We start from the raw sequence: 15,646 nt of genomic DNA, 5'->3' as shown, positions 1-15,646 counted from the left end.
GCGGCTGGCGAGTGTGCGATATTGATTACACCTTTTCAAGCTCGCCCCACAACCCACTTCCGTATTATGGAACCCCTTCCAAAGCCGCAACCGCCACCTTCAACCTCCGAGCAATCTTGCCGATGAACCGCTATGCCCGGCAAATCCGCATGCTATTGGTTTTGCCGCCAACCCCAACCCGATCCCCGCGGGTCAAGATCACCAGGTCGCCTGTTTTCAAGGCGCCACGATCCCGCAGTTCTGCCAGTGCACGCTCTTCCAGTTCGCCCTCGGGTAACTGCTCGATGGCGCAGGGAACCGGCTCTACCCCTCGATAGAGGGCCACCCGTCTCTGGGTACGAACATGGGAGGTCATGGCATAGATAGGCAAACCGGAGCTGATACGAGACATCAACAATGGCGTCGAACCTGATTCGGTCAAGCAGACAATCGCCGTCACACCTTCAAGATGATTAGCACTGTACATGGCCGCCATGGCGATCGACTCTTCAATACTGGAAAAGGTGATGTCCATACGGTGGCGCGAGTTGGTTACCGATCGATGGGTCTGGGCTCCGATACAGATTCGGGACATCGCCTCAACAACACCGCAAGGGTCATCGCCGGTCGCTGTTTCGGCAGAAAGCATCACCGCATCGGTGCCATCGAGAACCGCATTGGCGACATCAAACACCTCGGCGCGGGTCGGCAAACTGTTGTGAATCATGCTTTCCATCATCTGGGTTGCGGTCACCACAATCCGGTTCAATTTTCGCGCGCGGCTGATGATCTGTTTCTGTTTGCCGATCAACTCGGCATCGCCAATTTCCACCCCGAGGTCACCCCTGGCCACCATAACCGCATCGGAAGCTTTGATAATGCTATCGAGGGTCACGTCATCGGCGACCGCTTCGGCTCGCTCGATTTTGGCCATGACAAGGGCTTCGCCGCCTGCCTCACGAATCAATTGACGGGCCTGCTCAATATCCTCGGCGCTGCGCGGAAAAGAGACCGCCAGATAATCAATATCCAGCTCTGCGGCCAGCACGATGTCGGCTTTATCTTTTTCGGTCAGAGCCGGCGCTGAGAGCCCTCCCCCCTGGCGATTAATGCCCTTGTTATTGGAAATCTCTCCACCCACCAACACTTTGGTGTGGATTGCACTGCCCTCTACCCCGGTCACTTCCAACACAATTCGGCCATCATCGAGCAACAACAGGTCGCCCGGCTTACTGTCGCCGGGAAGTGCCTTATAGGCGATGCCGACACGGTTTTCATCTCCCGCCTCTTTATCGAGATTCGCATCCAGGCAAAAAGCCGCGCCTCGCGCTAACTGGACCTTGCCACGCGCAAAACGGGCTATGCGAATTTTAGGTCCCTGCAGATCCCCCAACACCGCCACACTAAGCCCCAGCCGCTGGCAGATTTCGCGCACGCAATGCGCACGCTGCCGATGAGAATCCGCATCGCCGTGGGAAAAATTCAGGCGAACCATATTCACTCCGGCCAGCAACAAGCGCTCCAACACTGCAGGGTCATCGGTCGCAGGGCCAAGCGTGGCAACAATTTTGGTCCGTCTGATCATTCTTTCAATACTCCGTTATTGGTCAATTAGATACCTTGGCGACAAGGCGAGAACATTTCACAATCTATTCACTCAAATCCATCAACAATTTATAACTAGTAACAGTTAATAACTATCAACTGCCTGCGACTATCGACTACCCGCATCCCTAAACACCCTGTTAACACAGGAAGCTAAACACCTTCGGTACTGGCTGTGGTGGATTTGGGCAACCCCATGAACACCGCAATCAAAGCGGCGACTGCCAATAGCCAGCAGTACCAGATACTGCCCGCCAGACTCAGAGGTGAAAGTCCGGACAAGGATGCGGCCAACAAAATTTGCGCACCATAGGGTAACAACCCCTGAACCACGCAGGAAAAAATATCGAGTAAACTCGCGCTGCGCTTTGGGTCCACCTCATGCTGCTCTGCAATCTGCCTGGCGACGCCACCACTCAACACAATGGCAACCGTATTGTTGGCCACAAACAGGTTACTGAACGCCACCAGAGCACTGATGGCCGACTCACCCGCTCGTTTTGTCGCCATCAAACCGCCCCGCTGACTAATGCGCAAAATCCAGTGAGTGAGAAAGCTCAGTCCACCCTGCTCTTTCATCAAGGCGCCGAGGCCACCGATAAACATCGATAACAACATTATTTCCAGCATCGACTCGTAACCGCTATAAACGGCATTGGCAAATCCAGCGACGGCGAAGGTTCCCTGCGCAAGCCCCAAAATTCCCGAAAACAGAATTCCGCAAAACAACACCAGCAGCACATTAAAACCGGACAACGCCATCAACAATACGGCCATGTAGGGTAAAACCAGCCACCATTCCACCTCTGGTATCTCGCCCACGGTGGCGGCATCGCCGAGCAACAACAATAGCAGGATGGTGACCAGAGCTGCCGGGGCCGCAATCATAAAGTTGAGGCGAAATTTGTCCCGCATTTCACAGCCCTGGGTGCGAGTCGCCGCAATGGTGGTATCGGAGATAATGGAGAGGTTATCACCAAACATGGCACCGCCAATGACCGCACCAACCGCCAAGGACAACGACAATCCAGTGCCATCAGCCACACCCACGGCAATAGGCGCCACCGCAGCAATGGTGCCCATCGAGGTACCCATTGCGGTGGCAATAAAAGCCGCGATCACAAACAAACCCGGCAAGACCCACTGCGCCGGTATCCATTGCAAGCCCAGGTTCACCGTGGCATCGACACCGCCAATCGCCTTGGATACGGCGGTAAAGGCACCGGCCAATAGAAACACCAGACACATCATAATGATGTTGCTATCCCCGATGCCACGAAGAAAAGTATCGAGCTGCACCGATAAGGACTGCTTGCCCAGAATCAGGGCCAGAACGATGGCCGGAACAATCGCAACCGGCGCTTTAACCTGGTAAAACGCAAACTCGGTGCCAATGCTGTGGTAATACAGACCCGCGCCAAAGAAAATCAATAAAAAACAAAGCAGGGGTAACAGCGACCAGCCGCTGCCTATCGATGGTGATGACGCTTTCATATGTGTTCCGGAGTTATGCACTGAGAGACCCTGTGTCACATAACCTTATGCGAGTCTGTGTCGGATTTAATGGTATGTGCCTGTTGCACCCGCCACCGGGCCATTCCGGATAGATGGTTGCATACAATTGCCGCTGTCCTATAAACAGGGATCTTTGCTACCCTGTACTGATACAGAATACTCTCAACACGATACAATTTGCACAAGGATTCGATTATGCGCCTGTCTCGGGTTACGCTCCTGGCCACCATTTTATTCCTGATCGTCGGTTGTCAAACCGCCCCGCAACCAAAAGACCAGAGTACACCGCCGGCCACTCCGACCACCTCTCAACCCGTTTCGACGCAATCGTCACCGCCACCAACCGCCAGCCCAGCGCCCACAGCCGACAAGCAGATCAGTATTGAAACAGCCTCGCCATCATCCCAGGCCCTTCAATGCAAACCCTGCGCAGTGGCTCCCGCACCTAAAGCGCCCAGCAAAACCCAAAAGCTGCCTGGCGACAAAACGATCATCGGCGAAGTGGAACTGGCCCATGTCAGTCCGGGCAATTTCACCACCAAAGCCCGCATCGACACGGGTGCCACCACGACGTCCATTCATGCCTGGGACACGGTTGAATTTGAGCGTGACGGCAAAAAGTGGGTGAAGTTCAAGGTCCTGGGCGAAAATGGCCAGGGGTCGCAAACCCTGGAACGCCGTATTACCCGTATCGCCTCCATCAAGCGACACGGCGCCGAGGACGTTAAACGCTTTGCAGTGATGGTGACCATGACCATCGGCAAAGTCAGTGAACGGATCGAAGTCACTCTGGCCGATCGGGAAGCTTTCGATTACAAGGTCCTGGTCGGCCGCAATCTGCTGACCGATATTTTCGTGGTTGATGTCAGTAAAAAGCTGGCCGCCGGCAAACCCGTCCCCGCAGGAAAATAACCTATGTCCGCACGTGTACAAGTCTATTTGCTAGCCTTCATCTGCATCAGTCTGGGGTTGGGGCTGACCGCTTATAAAAAAATCGAGCTGGGCTTTCCGCTGCTACCGGGGGAGCAACGCTCCGTCTGGACCGTGGAAGCCAAGGTGGTATTCAATGCCGAAGACAAACCGGTCAAGGTGTCCCTAGCGTTACCCGATAGCGACCCTAACGACATCGTCATCAGCCAGGATTTTGCCTCTCCAGGCTACGGTTTTGGCTGGGACAGCGAAGGCGTACAGCGCCGGGCAGAATGGGCCCGACGCAATGCCACCGGCCCCCAAACCCTGTTTTATCGCCTGCAGCTGTTCCATGCGCCGGTTCGCACGCCTCTGGAGGCCAGCACACCGCCGGAAGTCATCGACTTTTCTCACCTGGACGAATCCACCCGGATCGCCGCGGATAGCCTGGTTACCCACATCACAGAACGCTCGGCCGATGCCAAGAGTTTTGCCAATGAGCTGGTGCGACTGTTGAACAATCCCCAGAGCAATATGGATATGAGCCTGTTGCTGAATACCGAGAACAACTCATCCATGGGGCAGAAGGTCGCGATCATGATGGTGGTGCTTAACCGTGCCAAGATTCCCGCCCGCATCGCTCGAGGGCTGCACCTGGAAGACGGCCGCAAGCGCCAGACCCTGACCGAATTGATTGAACTCTACGCCGACCCCCACTGGATTCTGCTTGATCCGGAGACCGGGGATACCGGCACCCCGGATAACTTCCTGTTATGGCAACGCGGAGGCGTGTCGCTGCTGGATGTCGAAGGGGGCAGCAATTCCCGAGTGACCTTTTCAATTATCGAAAATAGCCGCCCAGCCAAGGCCCTCGCCGTTGCTCTGGGTGAAGATACCAAAGCCGCCCTGGTCGATTTCTCGATCTATAGCTTACCGACAGAAATCCAGAACACCTTCAAACACATTCTGTTGATTCCCATCGGCGCCCTGGTAGTCGTGCTGCTGAGAATTCTGGTAGGTATCAAAACCTCCGGTACCTTTATGCCGATCCTGATTGCCCTGGCTCTGATCCAGACCACTCTGTTTGTCGGCCTGGCGATCTTCCTCACTATTGTCTCCGTCGGACTCTGGATCCGCTCCTACCTCAGCCACCTCAATCTGCTCCTGGTAGCGCGAATATCCTCGGTGGTGATTGTGGTCATTATCATCATGGCCATCATGAGCGTTCTGAGTAATAAACTGGGACTCAGCCAGGCCCTGACCGTAACCTTCTTCCCGATGATCATCCTGGCCTGGACCATCGAGCGTATGTCGATCCTGTGGGAAGAAGATGGTCCCAAGGAAGTGCTGATTCAAGGCGGTGGCAGCTTGTTGGTGGCCGTCATGGCCTATCTGGCTATGACCAATACCCTGGTCGAGCACCTGACCTTCAACTTCCCGGAGCTGTTACTGGTGTTGCTTGGCATTATCATGCTGATCGGTCAGTATACCGGCTACCGCCTGACCGAATTGCGTCGTTTCCAGGCCATGGTTAAGGAGCACTGAATGTTCTTTACCACCCCCGCAAAACTGCATGCCCATGGCATGCTGGGCATGAACCGGCGCAATGTTTCCTACATCTCCCGCTACAACGACCGGCGTTACTATCCCCTGGTCGACAACAAGCTTAAAACCAAACAGGTGGCCGAAAAGGCCGAGGCCTCGACGCCCAAACTGCTGGGCGTGGTGGAACATCAATATCAGGTCAATACCCTCTCTCATATTCTCGAACTCTACAGTGAATTTGTCGTCAAGCCGGCTCAGGGCAGCCAGGGTAAGGGCATTCTGGTGATTACGGGTCGCGACGGCGACTATTACCTCAAACCCAGCGGGGAGCGGGTTTCCGAAGCGGACGTCATGCGTCACAGCTCCAATATTCTCAGCGGCCTGTACAGCCTTGGGGGCAAGCCCGATGTGGCCATGGTCGAATCCCTTGTACATTTCGACAGTGTCTTCGATGACTTTAGTTACGAAGGCGTACCCGATATCCGTGTGATTGTGTTCAAGGGATTTCCGGTGATGGCTATGATGCGAGTCTCCACCAAGGCCTCCGATGGTAAGGCCAACCTGCACCAGGGCGCCGTAGGTGTCGGTATTGATCTGGCCACCGGCAAGGCATTGCACGCCGTGCAATACGATCGTCCGGTTTCTCATCACCCGGATACCGGGGCCCATTTTGCCGACCTGGCCGTGCCCCACTGGGATCGTATTTTGCCCTTGGCGGCCTCCGGTTACGAGATGACCCAGCTGGGTTACCTGGGAGCCGATATTGTGCTGGATGTAAATCAGGGGCCGATGATTCTGGAACTCAATGCGCGCCCCGGCCTCGCCGTTCAAATCGCCAACGGCACGGGCTTGTTGCCTCGTTTACAAGCCATCGAAGCATTGCGTCACCCGGATATGAGTACAGACGACCGGGTTGCCTATGCCATAGAACAGTTTGGGAACACCGCCAAGCAGTAACTTAACGCCACCCCAACCGTCCTTTTCGATTGCCGCTGCCTGGTTGATTGCAGTACATATCACCCAACAAAAAAGCAGAGCCGCTCACTACCTTTTGTAACGGTAGTAAGCTGGTGTCTGCGCGTTCGTCCATGATAGAGTTTTTCGCATTACCTAACGGATTGGTTCTATGTCAACATCACTGTTTCGGCTTGGTTTGCATTACAGTCATGTGCTGGTGACGCTGTTTCTACTGGCTGTTATTTCTCCCTTGCAAGCGGCTGAGCCGTCGACCATCCAGGTCGATGATCGCCGGGTTATTGATATTGCCCCCAAATTACAATACTGGCGAACCAACCGAGGCACGCTCAGCCTCGAACAGGTTGAACGCGCCTTTCATCGTGGGCTATTTACCCAGCAACAACAGTCACCACTCACGCTTGATCGTACTCGAGATGGCATCTGGCTGCGCTTCGTTCTGCAACCCGAGCAAGAAACACAAGAGCAGGTCCTGGCGTTTCGCCGCCCCTTTTATGATCACCTCAGTGTTTATGTGCCCAGCAACGAGGGCTATCAGGTGCATTCGATTGGGTATGACCACTTCAGTAACAAACAGGCCCCAAAAAACTGGCACTACCAGATTCCCATCACCCTTCACAGTAACGATTCTCGTCCGTTCTATGTGTATGTTGAAGACAGCCTGACCATTCGCGTTGCCCTCAAAGTATGGCACCCCGACGCTCTCGCCGAACAAGACACCAACATGACCGTTTTCCTGACGGTGATTTTCACAACCATGCTGGCTCTGGCGCTCTACAATCTGTCTCTGTTCACCTTTTTAAAGGACAAGAATTACCTCTACTACGCCATTTATATGGTCTCTTTGTGCCTGTTTCTGATGACCCGGGAAGCCACCATCTACCAGATACCCTGGCTTTCCTGGCCAGAATGGGGCGTACAACAGTTGATCTTTATGGCCTGCCTGGCCGCGGCAACCGCAGCACGATTCAACCAGAGCTTTGTCAATCTTGCCTATTACACGCCAAACCTGAATCGGGCTATTTGGCTGATGATCGGCTTATTGGGCTGCATAGCTACTCTTTGCCTGTTCAATATTCGCGCCTTTGATGCCATTACCGCCAGCTTCCATAACTGGGCGAATTTTGTTCTGGCACCCCTGATGGTGGTTGCCTCGATAATTGCCATGCGTAAAGGAAATCGGCAAGCGCGCTGGTTTCTGGCCGGTTGGGCCTTCTTACTGACCGCGACCTTTATTGCCACGTTAAGCGCACTGGGTTTGGTCGACCAGAGCCCGGTCACTCTCTACGGCATCCATGTCGCCGCTGCTCTCGAGGCCATCATACTATCTGCCGGCCTGGCCGATCGCATCAATATCATTCGACGGGAACGAGACAAAGCCGAGCAGATGTCACGGGAAGTGGACACCCGGATTTCCGATGAGAAAAAACGTCGACACAAATCCGACACCGTCACCCGATACCTGGCCTCCATCCACTCGCGCAGTTCGGAACAACAGGTCTATAGCGAGCTGGTCAGCACCCTCGCCGACGTTATGGAAACCCCAAGATGCGCCCTGCTCCATAGCAACACCGGCAGCATTCGCGTCTACAGTCGAGATCACCAGCTGGAGGAGTTTTTCAGTCGGGAGATCACAGGACGCATCAAGTTACTGGAAGGCGTTGCCAGCCAGGGAGAAGCCATGATGCTGCAACAACGCGACAATGCGCTAGAACCCTCCTCTGCGCTACAGGATGCACCGGCTCTGGCGGTCATTCCTCTGTATAGCTGGCGTCGTGAATGGTCCGTAATTCTTATTTGTCCCAGCAGCGAACAGGAGTTCTCCCATCATCAATTGCGACAAGCCAATCGCTTTTGTGAAACAGTCAAAGAGCAGGTGCTGAATTATCGTCGCTACCGGGTCACCATCGAAGGCAGCGAAACCGATGACAGTGGCGCCCTCACCCGGACCGCACTACTGAAACATGCGCAACGCGCCATGCGACAATGGAACAAACATGAGGAACCCCTGTGCATTGCGCTCTGGAGTCTTGAAGAGTGCCTCGTTGAACAACGTCCCCTGGATGACAAGGGACAATTATTATTGCTTAACACCCTAGTAGACTGTTGTCGTACGTTGATGCAACCTTCTGACATACTCGGCCGATACGGTAGTCATGAATTACTGCTACTGCTCCCCGGGCATGATCAGAAAAGCGCCCAGACCATGTGCCGCGTCATCTATAAAGAGCTTCGTGAAAAGCTTCACGAACAGTATCAGGATCGTTTCAACCTTACGTTGCACGTCGGTGTTGCCGCCCAAAGCGAACCTACCGACACCCTGGAGCGACTGTCCCGGCAACTGGAACCTCTTGATTTGAGCAATGACGTGCAAAATAGTCGACTCGGTAGCACACCGGCACTACCCTGATAGAAGACGATCAGGCAAGAACGGAACAGACTTAGGAGAGCCCGATGGATAATGCAGTGTCCAAGCTGAGCAAATCAGATTACGAAAACGAGCTGTCTCGCTTACAGACCGAGCTGGTCAAAATGCAGGAATGGGTCAAAACCTCAGGCCTCAAAGTCGTCGTGCTGTTTGAAGGCCGCGATGCCGCCGGCAAGGGTGGCGTGATCAAGCGCATTATGGAAAAACTCAACCCTCGGGTTTGCCGCGTTGTCGCCCTGGGCGTGCCAACCGAAAAAGAAAAAAGCCAATGGTACTTCCAGCGTTATGTATCTGAATTGCCTTCCGCCGGTGAGATCGTACTGTTCGACCGCAGCTGGTATAACCGGGCCGGCGTCGAACGAGTCATGGGCTTTTGTTCCGACGACGAATACGAAGAATTTATGCGTTCCTGCCCGGAGTTTGAACGCATGCTGATTCGCTCTGGCATCCTGCTGATCAAGTACTGGTTTTCCGTTTCCGATGAGGTTCAGGAAAAGCGCTTCAAAGAGCGCGTTACCACGCCATTGAAACGCTGGAAATTCAGTCCCATGGATCTCGAGTCCCGTAGCCGCTGGGCTGAATACTCCCAGGCCAAGGATACGATGTTCTCTTATACCGATACCAAACACAGCCCCTGGTACGTGGTCAACGGTGACAATAAAAAGAAAGCTCGACTCAATTGCATCGCCCATTTTCTCAGCATGGTCCCCTACCAGGCACTTGAATACCCGACGATCGACCTGCCTCCCATCAACAAGGAAGGCTATATTCGAACTCCGATAGAGGAACAAACCTTTATCCCGGAGCATTTCTAACGACTATATTTTGATGGCCAGGCTCGTTGTCTGGCCATCCACTCGCATCGATGGCTATTCGACAAGGCCAATGATCATTCAATAGGAACAAGGTTCGTTCGATAACCAGGTACGCCCAATCACTGCAAGCTTAGCTAACAACAGAAAGTTTACGGGATCACAAAACACTCACCGAATAACAGCACGTTTAGCGAAGAACATCTCGCTCACTGAATAAAAAGAGAGTATCGGCATGCCAAGCTTGAAAAAAACCTCCAGAACTCTTGTCCAGCTACTGTGCTGGGTGTTCATCGCTTCAATAATAACCGGTTGCGCCTCGGTAACACCGGATTATGAGAAACCCCGACTGCATGTCACCAGCATCAAACTGTTACCGGCCGATGGCCTTAGCCAGCGTTTCAAAATCGGTTTGCGAATCATCAACCCAAACGATACGCCGTTGCCTCTAAAGGGTATTTTTTATAGCGTGAGCATCGAAGACTATGAGCTGGTCAGCGGTGCCAGTGGCAATCTCCAGGACGTGCCCGCCTACGGAGAAAGTGACTTCAGCGTAACCGCCTCCACCGATGTATTTAATGGCGCACGATTGCTGCATGAATTGCTGACCAACCCTCGCGACATGCTCAGCTATAGTTTTAATGGTCGCCTGGACCTTAGCCAATGGTGGATACCCAGCGTTAACGTCAAGGAGAGCGGCGAAATCACCTTGCTCAAATAAACGGCTCAATATTGGCAGAATGCGTATAAATACGCACTATATTCGGTGAAAGAGACGGCTCTACAATAATGATTCCAGCGCTTGCACTCTTGTAAGCGGAAACACAAAGATAGTGTGCTAAAAAGATGGCCCTGTTCCGCCGACTGCGCAAAAGTTCAGCCCCCAAGCCAGTGCTTCTCGAAGAGAAAGGAAACCACTGGCTGAACCGTGTGGTCTCGGCGCCGAACAAAGAACCCTGGGGCATTACCCTGGCCAGTCTGGCCTGGACAGCCGGGCCTGCTACTTACCTGGCGGCTGTGGGTGGTTACTACATCGGTTACGGAGAGATGATCTCTTTTGACCGAACACTCTACTTTTTTGCCTACTCGGTTATTGCCGGCCTTTTGGGTATCTGTTTTAAACTGATTTACAACGTTACTGCTGGCAATAAAGAGGCCGACCAGAAACGCAAACTGACCAAAACCATCGATGAGCTGCCCGACATTATTCATCGCGTACAAGATCTGCAGCTCGAAAACCTGAGCGAAGAAACCCGCAAAATTGAAGCGGCTGGTATGCTCCTGACCAAGTTGGATTTGGGCCCTGAATGGATCAGCACTGCGGTTGAAGATCTGAGCAATAATCAGAAACTGGCCGGACAGGCACGCAAGATAGAAACCTTCCGGCGTGCAGGGCTCTATCATCGCATGCAAGATGAAATCAATAAGGCCGCCTTTGCCGCGCAGGAAGCCGCCGATGAGTTGCGCCAGACCCACCCTCAAATTGCCCACAGTTTGCTGCAGCGTATGCAGGGTATTGCTCCCAGCTCAAAACTCGGCAGAGCCCGGGACCCCCTGTTTATCGAGCGAATTCTATCGGCCATCGAGCATGACAATGCCGAGCTTATGACCCTCAAGGATGTCGAAGAGATGCTTACGCTCTGCTTCGAGTTGATCTGTGGCCGCGAGATCGCCTATCTGAAATTTGATTACAACGGCGCCTGGGATATCGCCAAAGCATTCGATCGTCTGGAGGAGGAGCGCAACGACTATCGCCTGAGTCGTGCTCGGGTCTACAGCCGTCTTCGAGCACTGGCCTCCTACCTCAACTACTGCGATGCCAACGATGACATCAGTAATGCCGCTGGCTTGAGCCCCCAGACATTGTTCAATGCCTCGGTTGAAGCGATCGAGGGGTTGGCACAAACCGTAAACCAGCTACGAACACAAACCCTGTCCGATAACCGTCAGGCCATGGCCCTGCAAATACGCACCAACCAACTGGAAAAAGCCCTGGCTTTGTACAACGAAGCCCGACGCGCCTATATCCACCTTGGCCGCGATCACTCCGACTTCACCAAAGCGATGCAGCGCTGGCAACACCTGACCAAAACGCACCACAGTGACCTGCAGGCCCGAGAGAATCTCAAACGGGCGCTGGTGATCTCCGAGCACAATTTGCACCTGAACCCGGAGCAAAAATTGAAACTGGCCCTGCATATGGCCGATTACCTGAGCGAGTCCAACATTTTGTTTGGTTCCAAACATGGCCAAACCCTGGTCGATCCCGGTCAACGTCGGCTGACAGTCACCAAGGCCAAAGAGATCGCTATCGAGGTTACTCTGGCACTGGACCCCTATATCGCCTTGCATTCCCCCCAGGTACAGCGCGCTATTTATGGTGCCAACTCGGCCCTGATCAGTACCATTGCCCTGGGTTCCAGCGCCAAAAGCAAAGCCGGTCTGGGCGAGGCCCTGTCCCTTGAGGTCGAAAAAGATCTGGCTCAGGCCGCCGAACGACTGGCCCAGAACCTGATTCGTTATTACCGGGTACCCCTTTCGCAGGGTACGATTAACTTCCTGGTCAACACCTACAACGCCAGCCGCGAACGACTCGACTTTATTGCCGAACACGAAGCGCCCTACAGCGGTAGTTACGCGCCCCTGAATGCCACAGCGGTAAAAATCCCCTTTACCCGCAACAACTGGCATATCAGTCTCTATAACGCCAAACGGCAACTGAGCGTCATTCGCTAATAGCGCTCCGGGTCATTGTTCCAGGGCTTGCAAAAAGCCACTCGCTTGCTCTCGGATACGGTTATAATGGCCTTTTGTCAGCGTACTGATTGTCACCATGCTCGATAATGTTCGAATAGTACTTATTAATACCTTTCATCCGGGTAATATTGGCTCCGCCGCCCGGGCGATGAAAACCATGGGCCTGAGCCACCTCTACCTGGTCGACCCTGAACAGCACCCCTCCCCTCAGTCGGAATCGATGGCGGCCGGGGCCAAGGATGTTCTCGCCGGGGCCACCGTGGTCGGCACCTTGCAAGAAGCGATCGCTGATTGCTCGGTAGTCATCGGCACCAGCGCCCGAAGCCGCAGCCTCTCACTGCCCCAGTTGAGTGCCCGCCAATGCGGAGAACAGGTTGCCCGGGAGGCGACCAGCAATCAGGTCGCCCTGGTATTTGGTCGGGAGACCATGGGCCTGCACAACGATGAAATCCAGCAGTGCAATTACCATGTCTATATTCCGGCCAATCCGGAATACCCCGTACTCAACCTCGCCGCCGCCGTACAGCTGCTGAGTTACGAGCTTTATATTGCCTCCTGCGACTTTTCCACCGACGCCCAACCCGCCCCCGAGCTGCCCGAAAACCGGGAGTTAACCTACTTCTACGAGCATCTGGAACAAACCCTGGAGAAAGTCGGTTTTATTATCGCCAATCATCCCGGGCAGACCATGGCCAAACTGCGGCGTCTGTTCAACCGTGCACGCCCCGAGAAAACCGAGCTCAATATATTGCGCGGTATCCTTAGTCGTATCCAACAAAATGCCAGTACCCGAGAGCAAAACCAAGGTGAGTGATTCTCAGGCCTATCCGCTGGCCAAGGCGTTGGAAGCACGTATTCTCGAGCAGATCCCCCTGTTGTCCGCCATGCAGGTTCGACTTGAGCACTACGATGGGGAATCACTCAGGCTGAGCGCACCATTGCCCCCGAATATCAACGACAAGGGCACCGCTTTCGGCGGCAGTCTGGCGACACTCGTCACCATCACCGGCTGGTGCTTTACCACCTTGCTGGCCGATCAGGTGGGTGCCAATGAGGTGGTGGTAGCGGATAGTCAGATGAACTACCTCAAACCGGTAACAGCAGAGTTGAACAGCTATTGCATCCTCGAAGCGGACTCACGGACAAGCTTTTTGAACCTACTCGAAAGCCGGGGCAAGGCCAGCCTTCAACTTGAAGTGAACATCGCAGAGCCAGAGCCCGCATTGCGTTTCCAAGGGCGTTATGTCGCCCTGTTGAGGAACGCGACATGACATTGCTCGAAGCACTGCAGGCTAAACAACAGGGCGAGGAACGCGCACTGGACGCCATTCTCGAATGCCTGATCACCACCGAAGTACAGTTGCTTTCGCAGTCACAGAATAAAGAGGACCCGGAGCTGTTACAGCTGGAGATAGCCCCGAACACAGGCGCTCTGGCCCTGTTCAGCGGTATGGAATTGGCCCAGGAAATGGCGGCTCAGCTGCCCTTCGAATGTGAACCCCTTTCAGTTCCGGGGTACTGGCCATTGCTGGAGCTGGATGACAGCATTAATCTGGTGATTGATCCAGGCAGCCCTCATAATCTGGTCTTGCCTGCCGACGTGATAAGATCATTACAACCCGTTATTCGTTCATTGCTGGAGACCGACTCGTGAGCTCATCTTCCACCCAATTTTTTGTGCTGCTGGGCACCCTGATGATCCTGGGCCTGTCTGTGTATGCGATTTATTTATGGCGACAGGTGTTCCGTAATAATCGCCGCATCCTGGAACTGCAGCAGGAGCAACGGGCCAAATTACTTGAAGCCATTACGGTCATCTCCACCACCATGTCTCGCGGCGAACTGAACCCCACCGAAGGCTGCATTCGTCTTAAGGTATTACTGGAAAAACTGGACCCCGAACTGCTGCAGTCCCCCGAGTACAAGGTGATCGAGCAGATGTACGATCGCTCCCGGGAGTTCGCCACCCACCAGACTCGAAAAGCCCTGCCGGCTACCGAACGTCTATTGCAAGATCAGGCACGGGAAGCCCTGGAGGCGGAGCTGAAACAGGAAGTCCAGAATGCGGTGCTGGCCCTGCAGCGCCTGGCGACCGCGTATCGAGAAGCGGAAGAGAAAAAAGCACTGGCCGCCGCCAATCAGTCCGAGTCGGCTAAACCGCATTAGTTTGAGTGAAGGGAGTGTTTTCTTAGGAGATGGTTTAAAAGCTGACAACCTACTCTCTGCTTTAGGGCTCTGCCCCCTTTGCTTTAGATACTGTGCCAACGGATAAACAATGAAATCATTAATTGTTAAAAATGCGCACTGGCCTTGGATAGGTTTTGAAATTGATGCGAACAGAAATTTCATTGGTAGAAAGTTCTTTTCATTGGAGAAGAAAAGCGGTTACGGTATTTTCTTAAAAGGTAATTTTATCGCCTTAATTGAAAGTGAAGATAGTCTGTTTTTTGTCTTTAATGATGAGTGGTATGAGGTTTCTGGATCTGGCTGGTGCGCTAATATAAAGAAACTATCTGAAACGAGAAAAAGTTTCAAATTGACTAATGAAGGTAGTGTGTTTCTCTCAATTGACTTTGTAGATCGTGACCGAGGAACAAATGTTACGCCTGAACCGCACTTTCTGGAAGATGTTGTTGAGTGGCTAAAAAATGATGAGTCAAAAGATTGGTTTATGAAATTGCTTCTATGAGTTAAAGGACTCTGACCTGAATGGCACTAAGTTAAGGCCCTTTAGCATGGAAGCTTAAGGGGTCGAAGCTTAAGGGGTCAGAAGCTTAAGGGGTCAGAGCCCTTAAGCTTGTAGTGTTTGCTCGCACATCCATTTTAGAATCCAAGATGGTTTAGCCTGTTTTATTTGCCATTAACTGGGACTCTAGTGACTCTGCCCCCTTGAATGAATAGCTATCTTAATGACAGCATCCCGATGTCAGTAAATTTTACATTGCTAGACATATAAAATCTCAACCCTTTGCTTAGCCATTGATTTTATTGCCAACAACCAGATTGGCTCGTAATTTGCGGGCATGCTTAAGGCACCTCTGATTAATTCGGATAGATCTCTGCGGATCCTAAAATGGTTTTTATCAAGGCGAAGCTCGCCGTTCATGTCGAGACCTGAACA

14 protein-coding genes are annotated in these 15,646 nt (G+C 53.2%); 12 read left to right on the top strand and 2 right to left on the bottom strand.

Features of this window, described 5'->3' with window-relative positions; genetic code table 11:
* Positions 1 to 130 precede the first annotated feature (130 nt).
* Positions 131 to 1,564, bottom strand: coding sequence for a pyruvate kinase (gene pyk / locus MIB40_RS12730; RefSeq protein ID WP_249694833.1), 1,434 nt, complete (start codon positions 1,562 to 1,564; stop codon positions 131 to 133).
* 173 nt (positions 1,565 to 1,737) lie between these two features.
* A complete protein-coding gene (locus tag MIB40_RS12725; RefSeq protein WP_249694831.1) occupies positions 1,738 to 3,078 on the bottom strand; it encodes a Na+/H+ antiporter NhaC family protein in 1,341 nt (446 codons plus the stop codon).
* A 216-nt stretch (positions 3,079 to 3,294) separates the two neighbouring features.
* Here MIB40_RS12725 and MIB40_RS12720 point away from each other — a divergent pair, with 216 nt between their 5' ends.
* The 12 genes from MIB40_RS12720 to MIB40_RS12665 all read left to right on the top strand — a co-directional run bounded on the left by MIB40_RS12720 (position 3,295) and on the right by MIB40_RS12665 (position 15,214).
* A complete protein-coding gene (locus MIB40_RS12720) occupies positions 3,295 to 4,011 on the top strand; it encodes an ATP-dependent zinc protease family protein (RefSeq protein WP_249694830.1) in 717 nt (238 codons plus the stop codon).
* Between the two features lie 3 nt (positions 4,012 to 4,014).
* The gene (locus MIB40_RS12715; protein ID WP_249694829.1) at positions 4,015 to 5,553 is read left to right on the top strand and encodes an inactive transglutaminase family protein; all 1,539 of its coding nucleotides are present in this window, start codon (positions 4,015 to 4,017) and stop codon (positions 5,551 to 5,553) included.
* Positions 5,554 to 6,510: an alpha-L-glutamate ligase-like protein gene (locus MIB40_RS12710; protein ID WP_249694827.1), complete on the top strand. Its 957-nt coding sequence runs from the start codon at positions 5,554 to 5,556 to the stop codon at positions 6,508 to 6,510.
* Positions 6,511 to 6,679: 169 nt separating this feature from the next.
* Positions 6,680 to 8,938, top strand: a complete 2,259-nt coding sequence (locus MIB40_RS12705) for a 7TM diverse intracellular signaling domain-containing protein (RefSeq protein ID WP_249694825.1) — start codon at positions 6,680 to 6,682, stop codon at positions 8,936 to 8,938.
* 44 nt (positions 8,939 to 8,982) lie between these two features.
* Positions 8,983 to 9,771 carry a polyphosphate kinase 2 gene (gene ppk2, locus MIB40_RS12700; RefSeq protein WP_249694814.1) on the top strand — a complete coding sequence of 263 codons (789 nt, stop codon included), beginning with the start codon at positions 8,983 to 8,985 and terminating at the stop codon, positions 9,769 to 9,771.
* A 232-nt stretch (positions 9,772 to 10,003) separates the two neighbouring features.
* Positions 10,004 to 10,489, top strand: a complete 486-nt coding sequence (locus MIB40_RS12695) for an LEA type 2 family protein (RefSeq protein WP_249694812.1) — start codon at positions 10,004 to 10,006, stop codon at positions 10,487 to 10,489.
* A 125-nt stretch (positions 10,490 to 10,614) separates the two neighbouring features.
* On the top strand, positions 10,615 to 12,504 hold the full coding sequence (locus tag MIB40_RS12690; protein ID WP_249694810.1) for a hypothetical protein: 1,890 nt from the start codon (positions 10,615 to 10,617) through the stop codon (positions 12,502 to 12,504).
* A gap of 97 nt (positions 12,505 to 12,601) precedes the next feature.
* Complete coding sequence (gene trmJ / locus MIB40_RS12685; RefSeq protein WP_249694809.1) at positions 12,602 to 13,339, top strand: tRNA (cytosine(32)/uridine(32)-2'-O)-methyltransferase TrmJ; 738 nt, start codon at positions 12,602 to 12,604, stop codon at positions 13,337 to 13,339.
* The gene (locus MIB40_RS12680) at positions 13,332 to 13,796 is read left to right on the top strand and encodes a YiiD C-terminal domain-containing protein (RefSeq protein ID WP_249694799.1); all 465 of its coding nucleotides are present in this window, start codon (positions 13,332 to 13,334) and stop codon (positions 13,794 to 13,796) included. The genes trmJ and MIB40_RS12680 overlap by 8 nt, the downstream gene beginning before the upstream one ends.
* The gene (locus tag MIB40_RS12675; protein WP_249694797.1) at positions 13,793 to 14,179 is read left to right on the top strand and encodes an SseB family protein; all 387 of its coding nucleotides are present in this window, start codon (positions 13,793 to 13,795) and stop codon (positions 14,177 to 14,179) included. The genes MIB40_RS12680 and MIB40_RS12675 overlap by 4 nt, the downstream gene beginning before the upstream one ends.
* Entirely contained in the window at positions 14,176 to 14,691 is a 516-nt protein-coding gene (locus MIB40_RS12670; RefSeq protein ID WP_249694795.1) for a DUF2489 domain-containing protein, read from the top strand. The genes MIB40_RS12675 and MIB40_RS12670 overlap by 4 nt, the downstream gene beginning before the upstream one ends.
* A gap of 109 nt (positions 14,692 to 14,800) precedes the next feature.
* On the top strand, positions 14,801 to 15,214 hold the full coding sequence (locus MIB40_RS12665; protein WP_249694794.1) for a hypothetical protein: 414 nt from the start codon (positions 14,801 to 14,803) through the stop codon (positions 15,212 to 15,214).
* The last annotated feature ends 432 nt before the right edge of the window (positions 15,215 to 15,646 follow it).

The sequence above is a fragment of the Aestuariirhabdus haliotis genome (assembly GCF_023509475.1).
GTDB lineage: Bacteria > Pseudomonadota > Gammaproteobacteria > Pseudomonadales > Aestuariirhabdaceae > Aestuariirhabdus > Aestuariirhabdus haliotis.
Note: the sequence above shows the minus strand (reverse complement) of the source record. Positions and strands in the feature narration are given on the sequence as shown.

Bases quoted from the DNA above. Each gene is read 5' to 3' on its own strand.
- pyk (WP_249694833.1), bottom strand. From the start codon at position 1,564: ATGATCAGACGGACCAAAATTGTTGCCACGCTTGGCCCTGCGACCGAT.
- MIB40_RS12725 (WP_249694831.1), bottom strand. From the start codon at position 3,078: ATGAAAGCGTCATCACCATCGATAGGCAGCGGCTGGTCGCTGTTACCC.
- MIB40_RS12720 (WP_249694830.1), top strand. From the start codon at position 3,295: ATGCGCCTGTCTCGGGTTACGCTCCTGGCCACCATTTTATTCCTGATC.
- MIB40_RS12715 (WP_249694829.1), top strand. From the start codon at position 4,015: ATGTCCGCACGTGTACAAGTCTATTTGCTAGCCTTCATCTGCATCAGT.
- MIB40_RS12710 (WP_249694827.1), top strand. From the start codon at position 5,554: ATGTTCTTTACCACCCCCGCAAAACTGCATGCCCATGGCATGCTGGGC.
- MIB40_RS12705 (WP_249694825.1), top strand. From the start codon at position 6,680: ATGTCAACATCACTGTTTCGGCTTGGTTTGCATTACAGTCATGTGCTG.
- ppk2 (WP_249694814.1), top strand. From the start codon at position 8,983: ATGGATAATGCAGTGTCCAAGCTGAGCAAATCAGATTACGAAAACGAG.
- MIB40_RS12695 (WP_249694812.1), top strand. From the start codon at position 10,004: ATGCCAAGCTTGAAAAAAACCTCCAGAACTCTTGTCCAGCTACTGTGC.
- MIB40_RS12690 (WP_249694810.1), top strand. From the start codon at position 10,615: ATGGCCCTGTTCCGCCGACTGCGCAAAAGTTCAGCCCCCAAGCCAGTG.
- trmJ (WP_249694809.1), top strand. From the start codon at position 12,602: ATGCTCGATAATGTTCGAATAGTACTTATTAATACCTTTCATCCGGGT.
- MIB40_RS12675 (WP_249694797.1), top strand. From the start codon at position 13,793: ATGACATTGCTCGAAGCACTGCAGGCTAAACAACAGGGCGAGGAACGC.
- MIB40_RS12665 (WP_249694794.1), top strand. From the start codon at position 14,801: ATGAAATCATTAATTGTTAAAAATGCGCACTGGCCTTGGATAGGTTTT.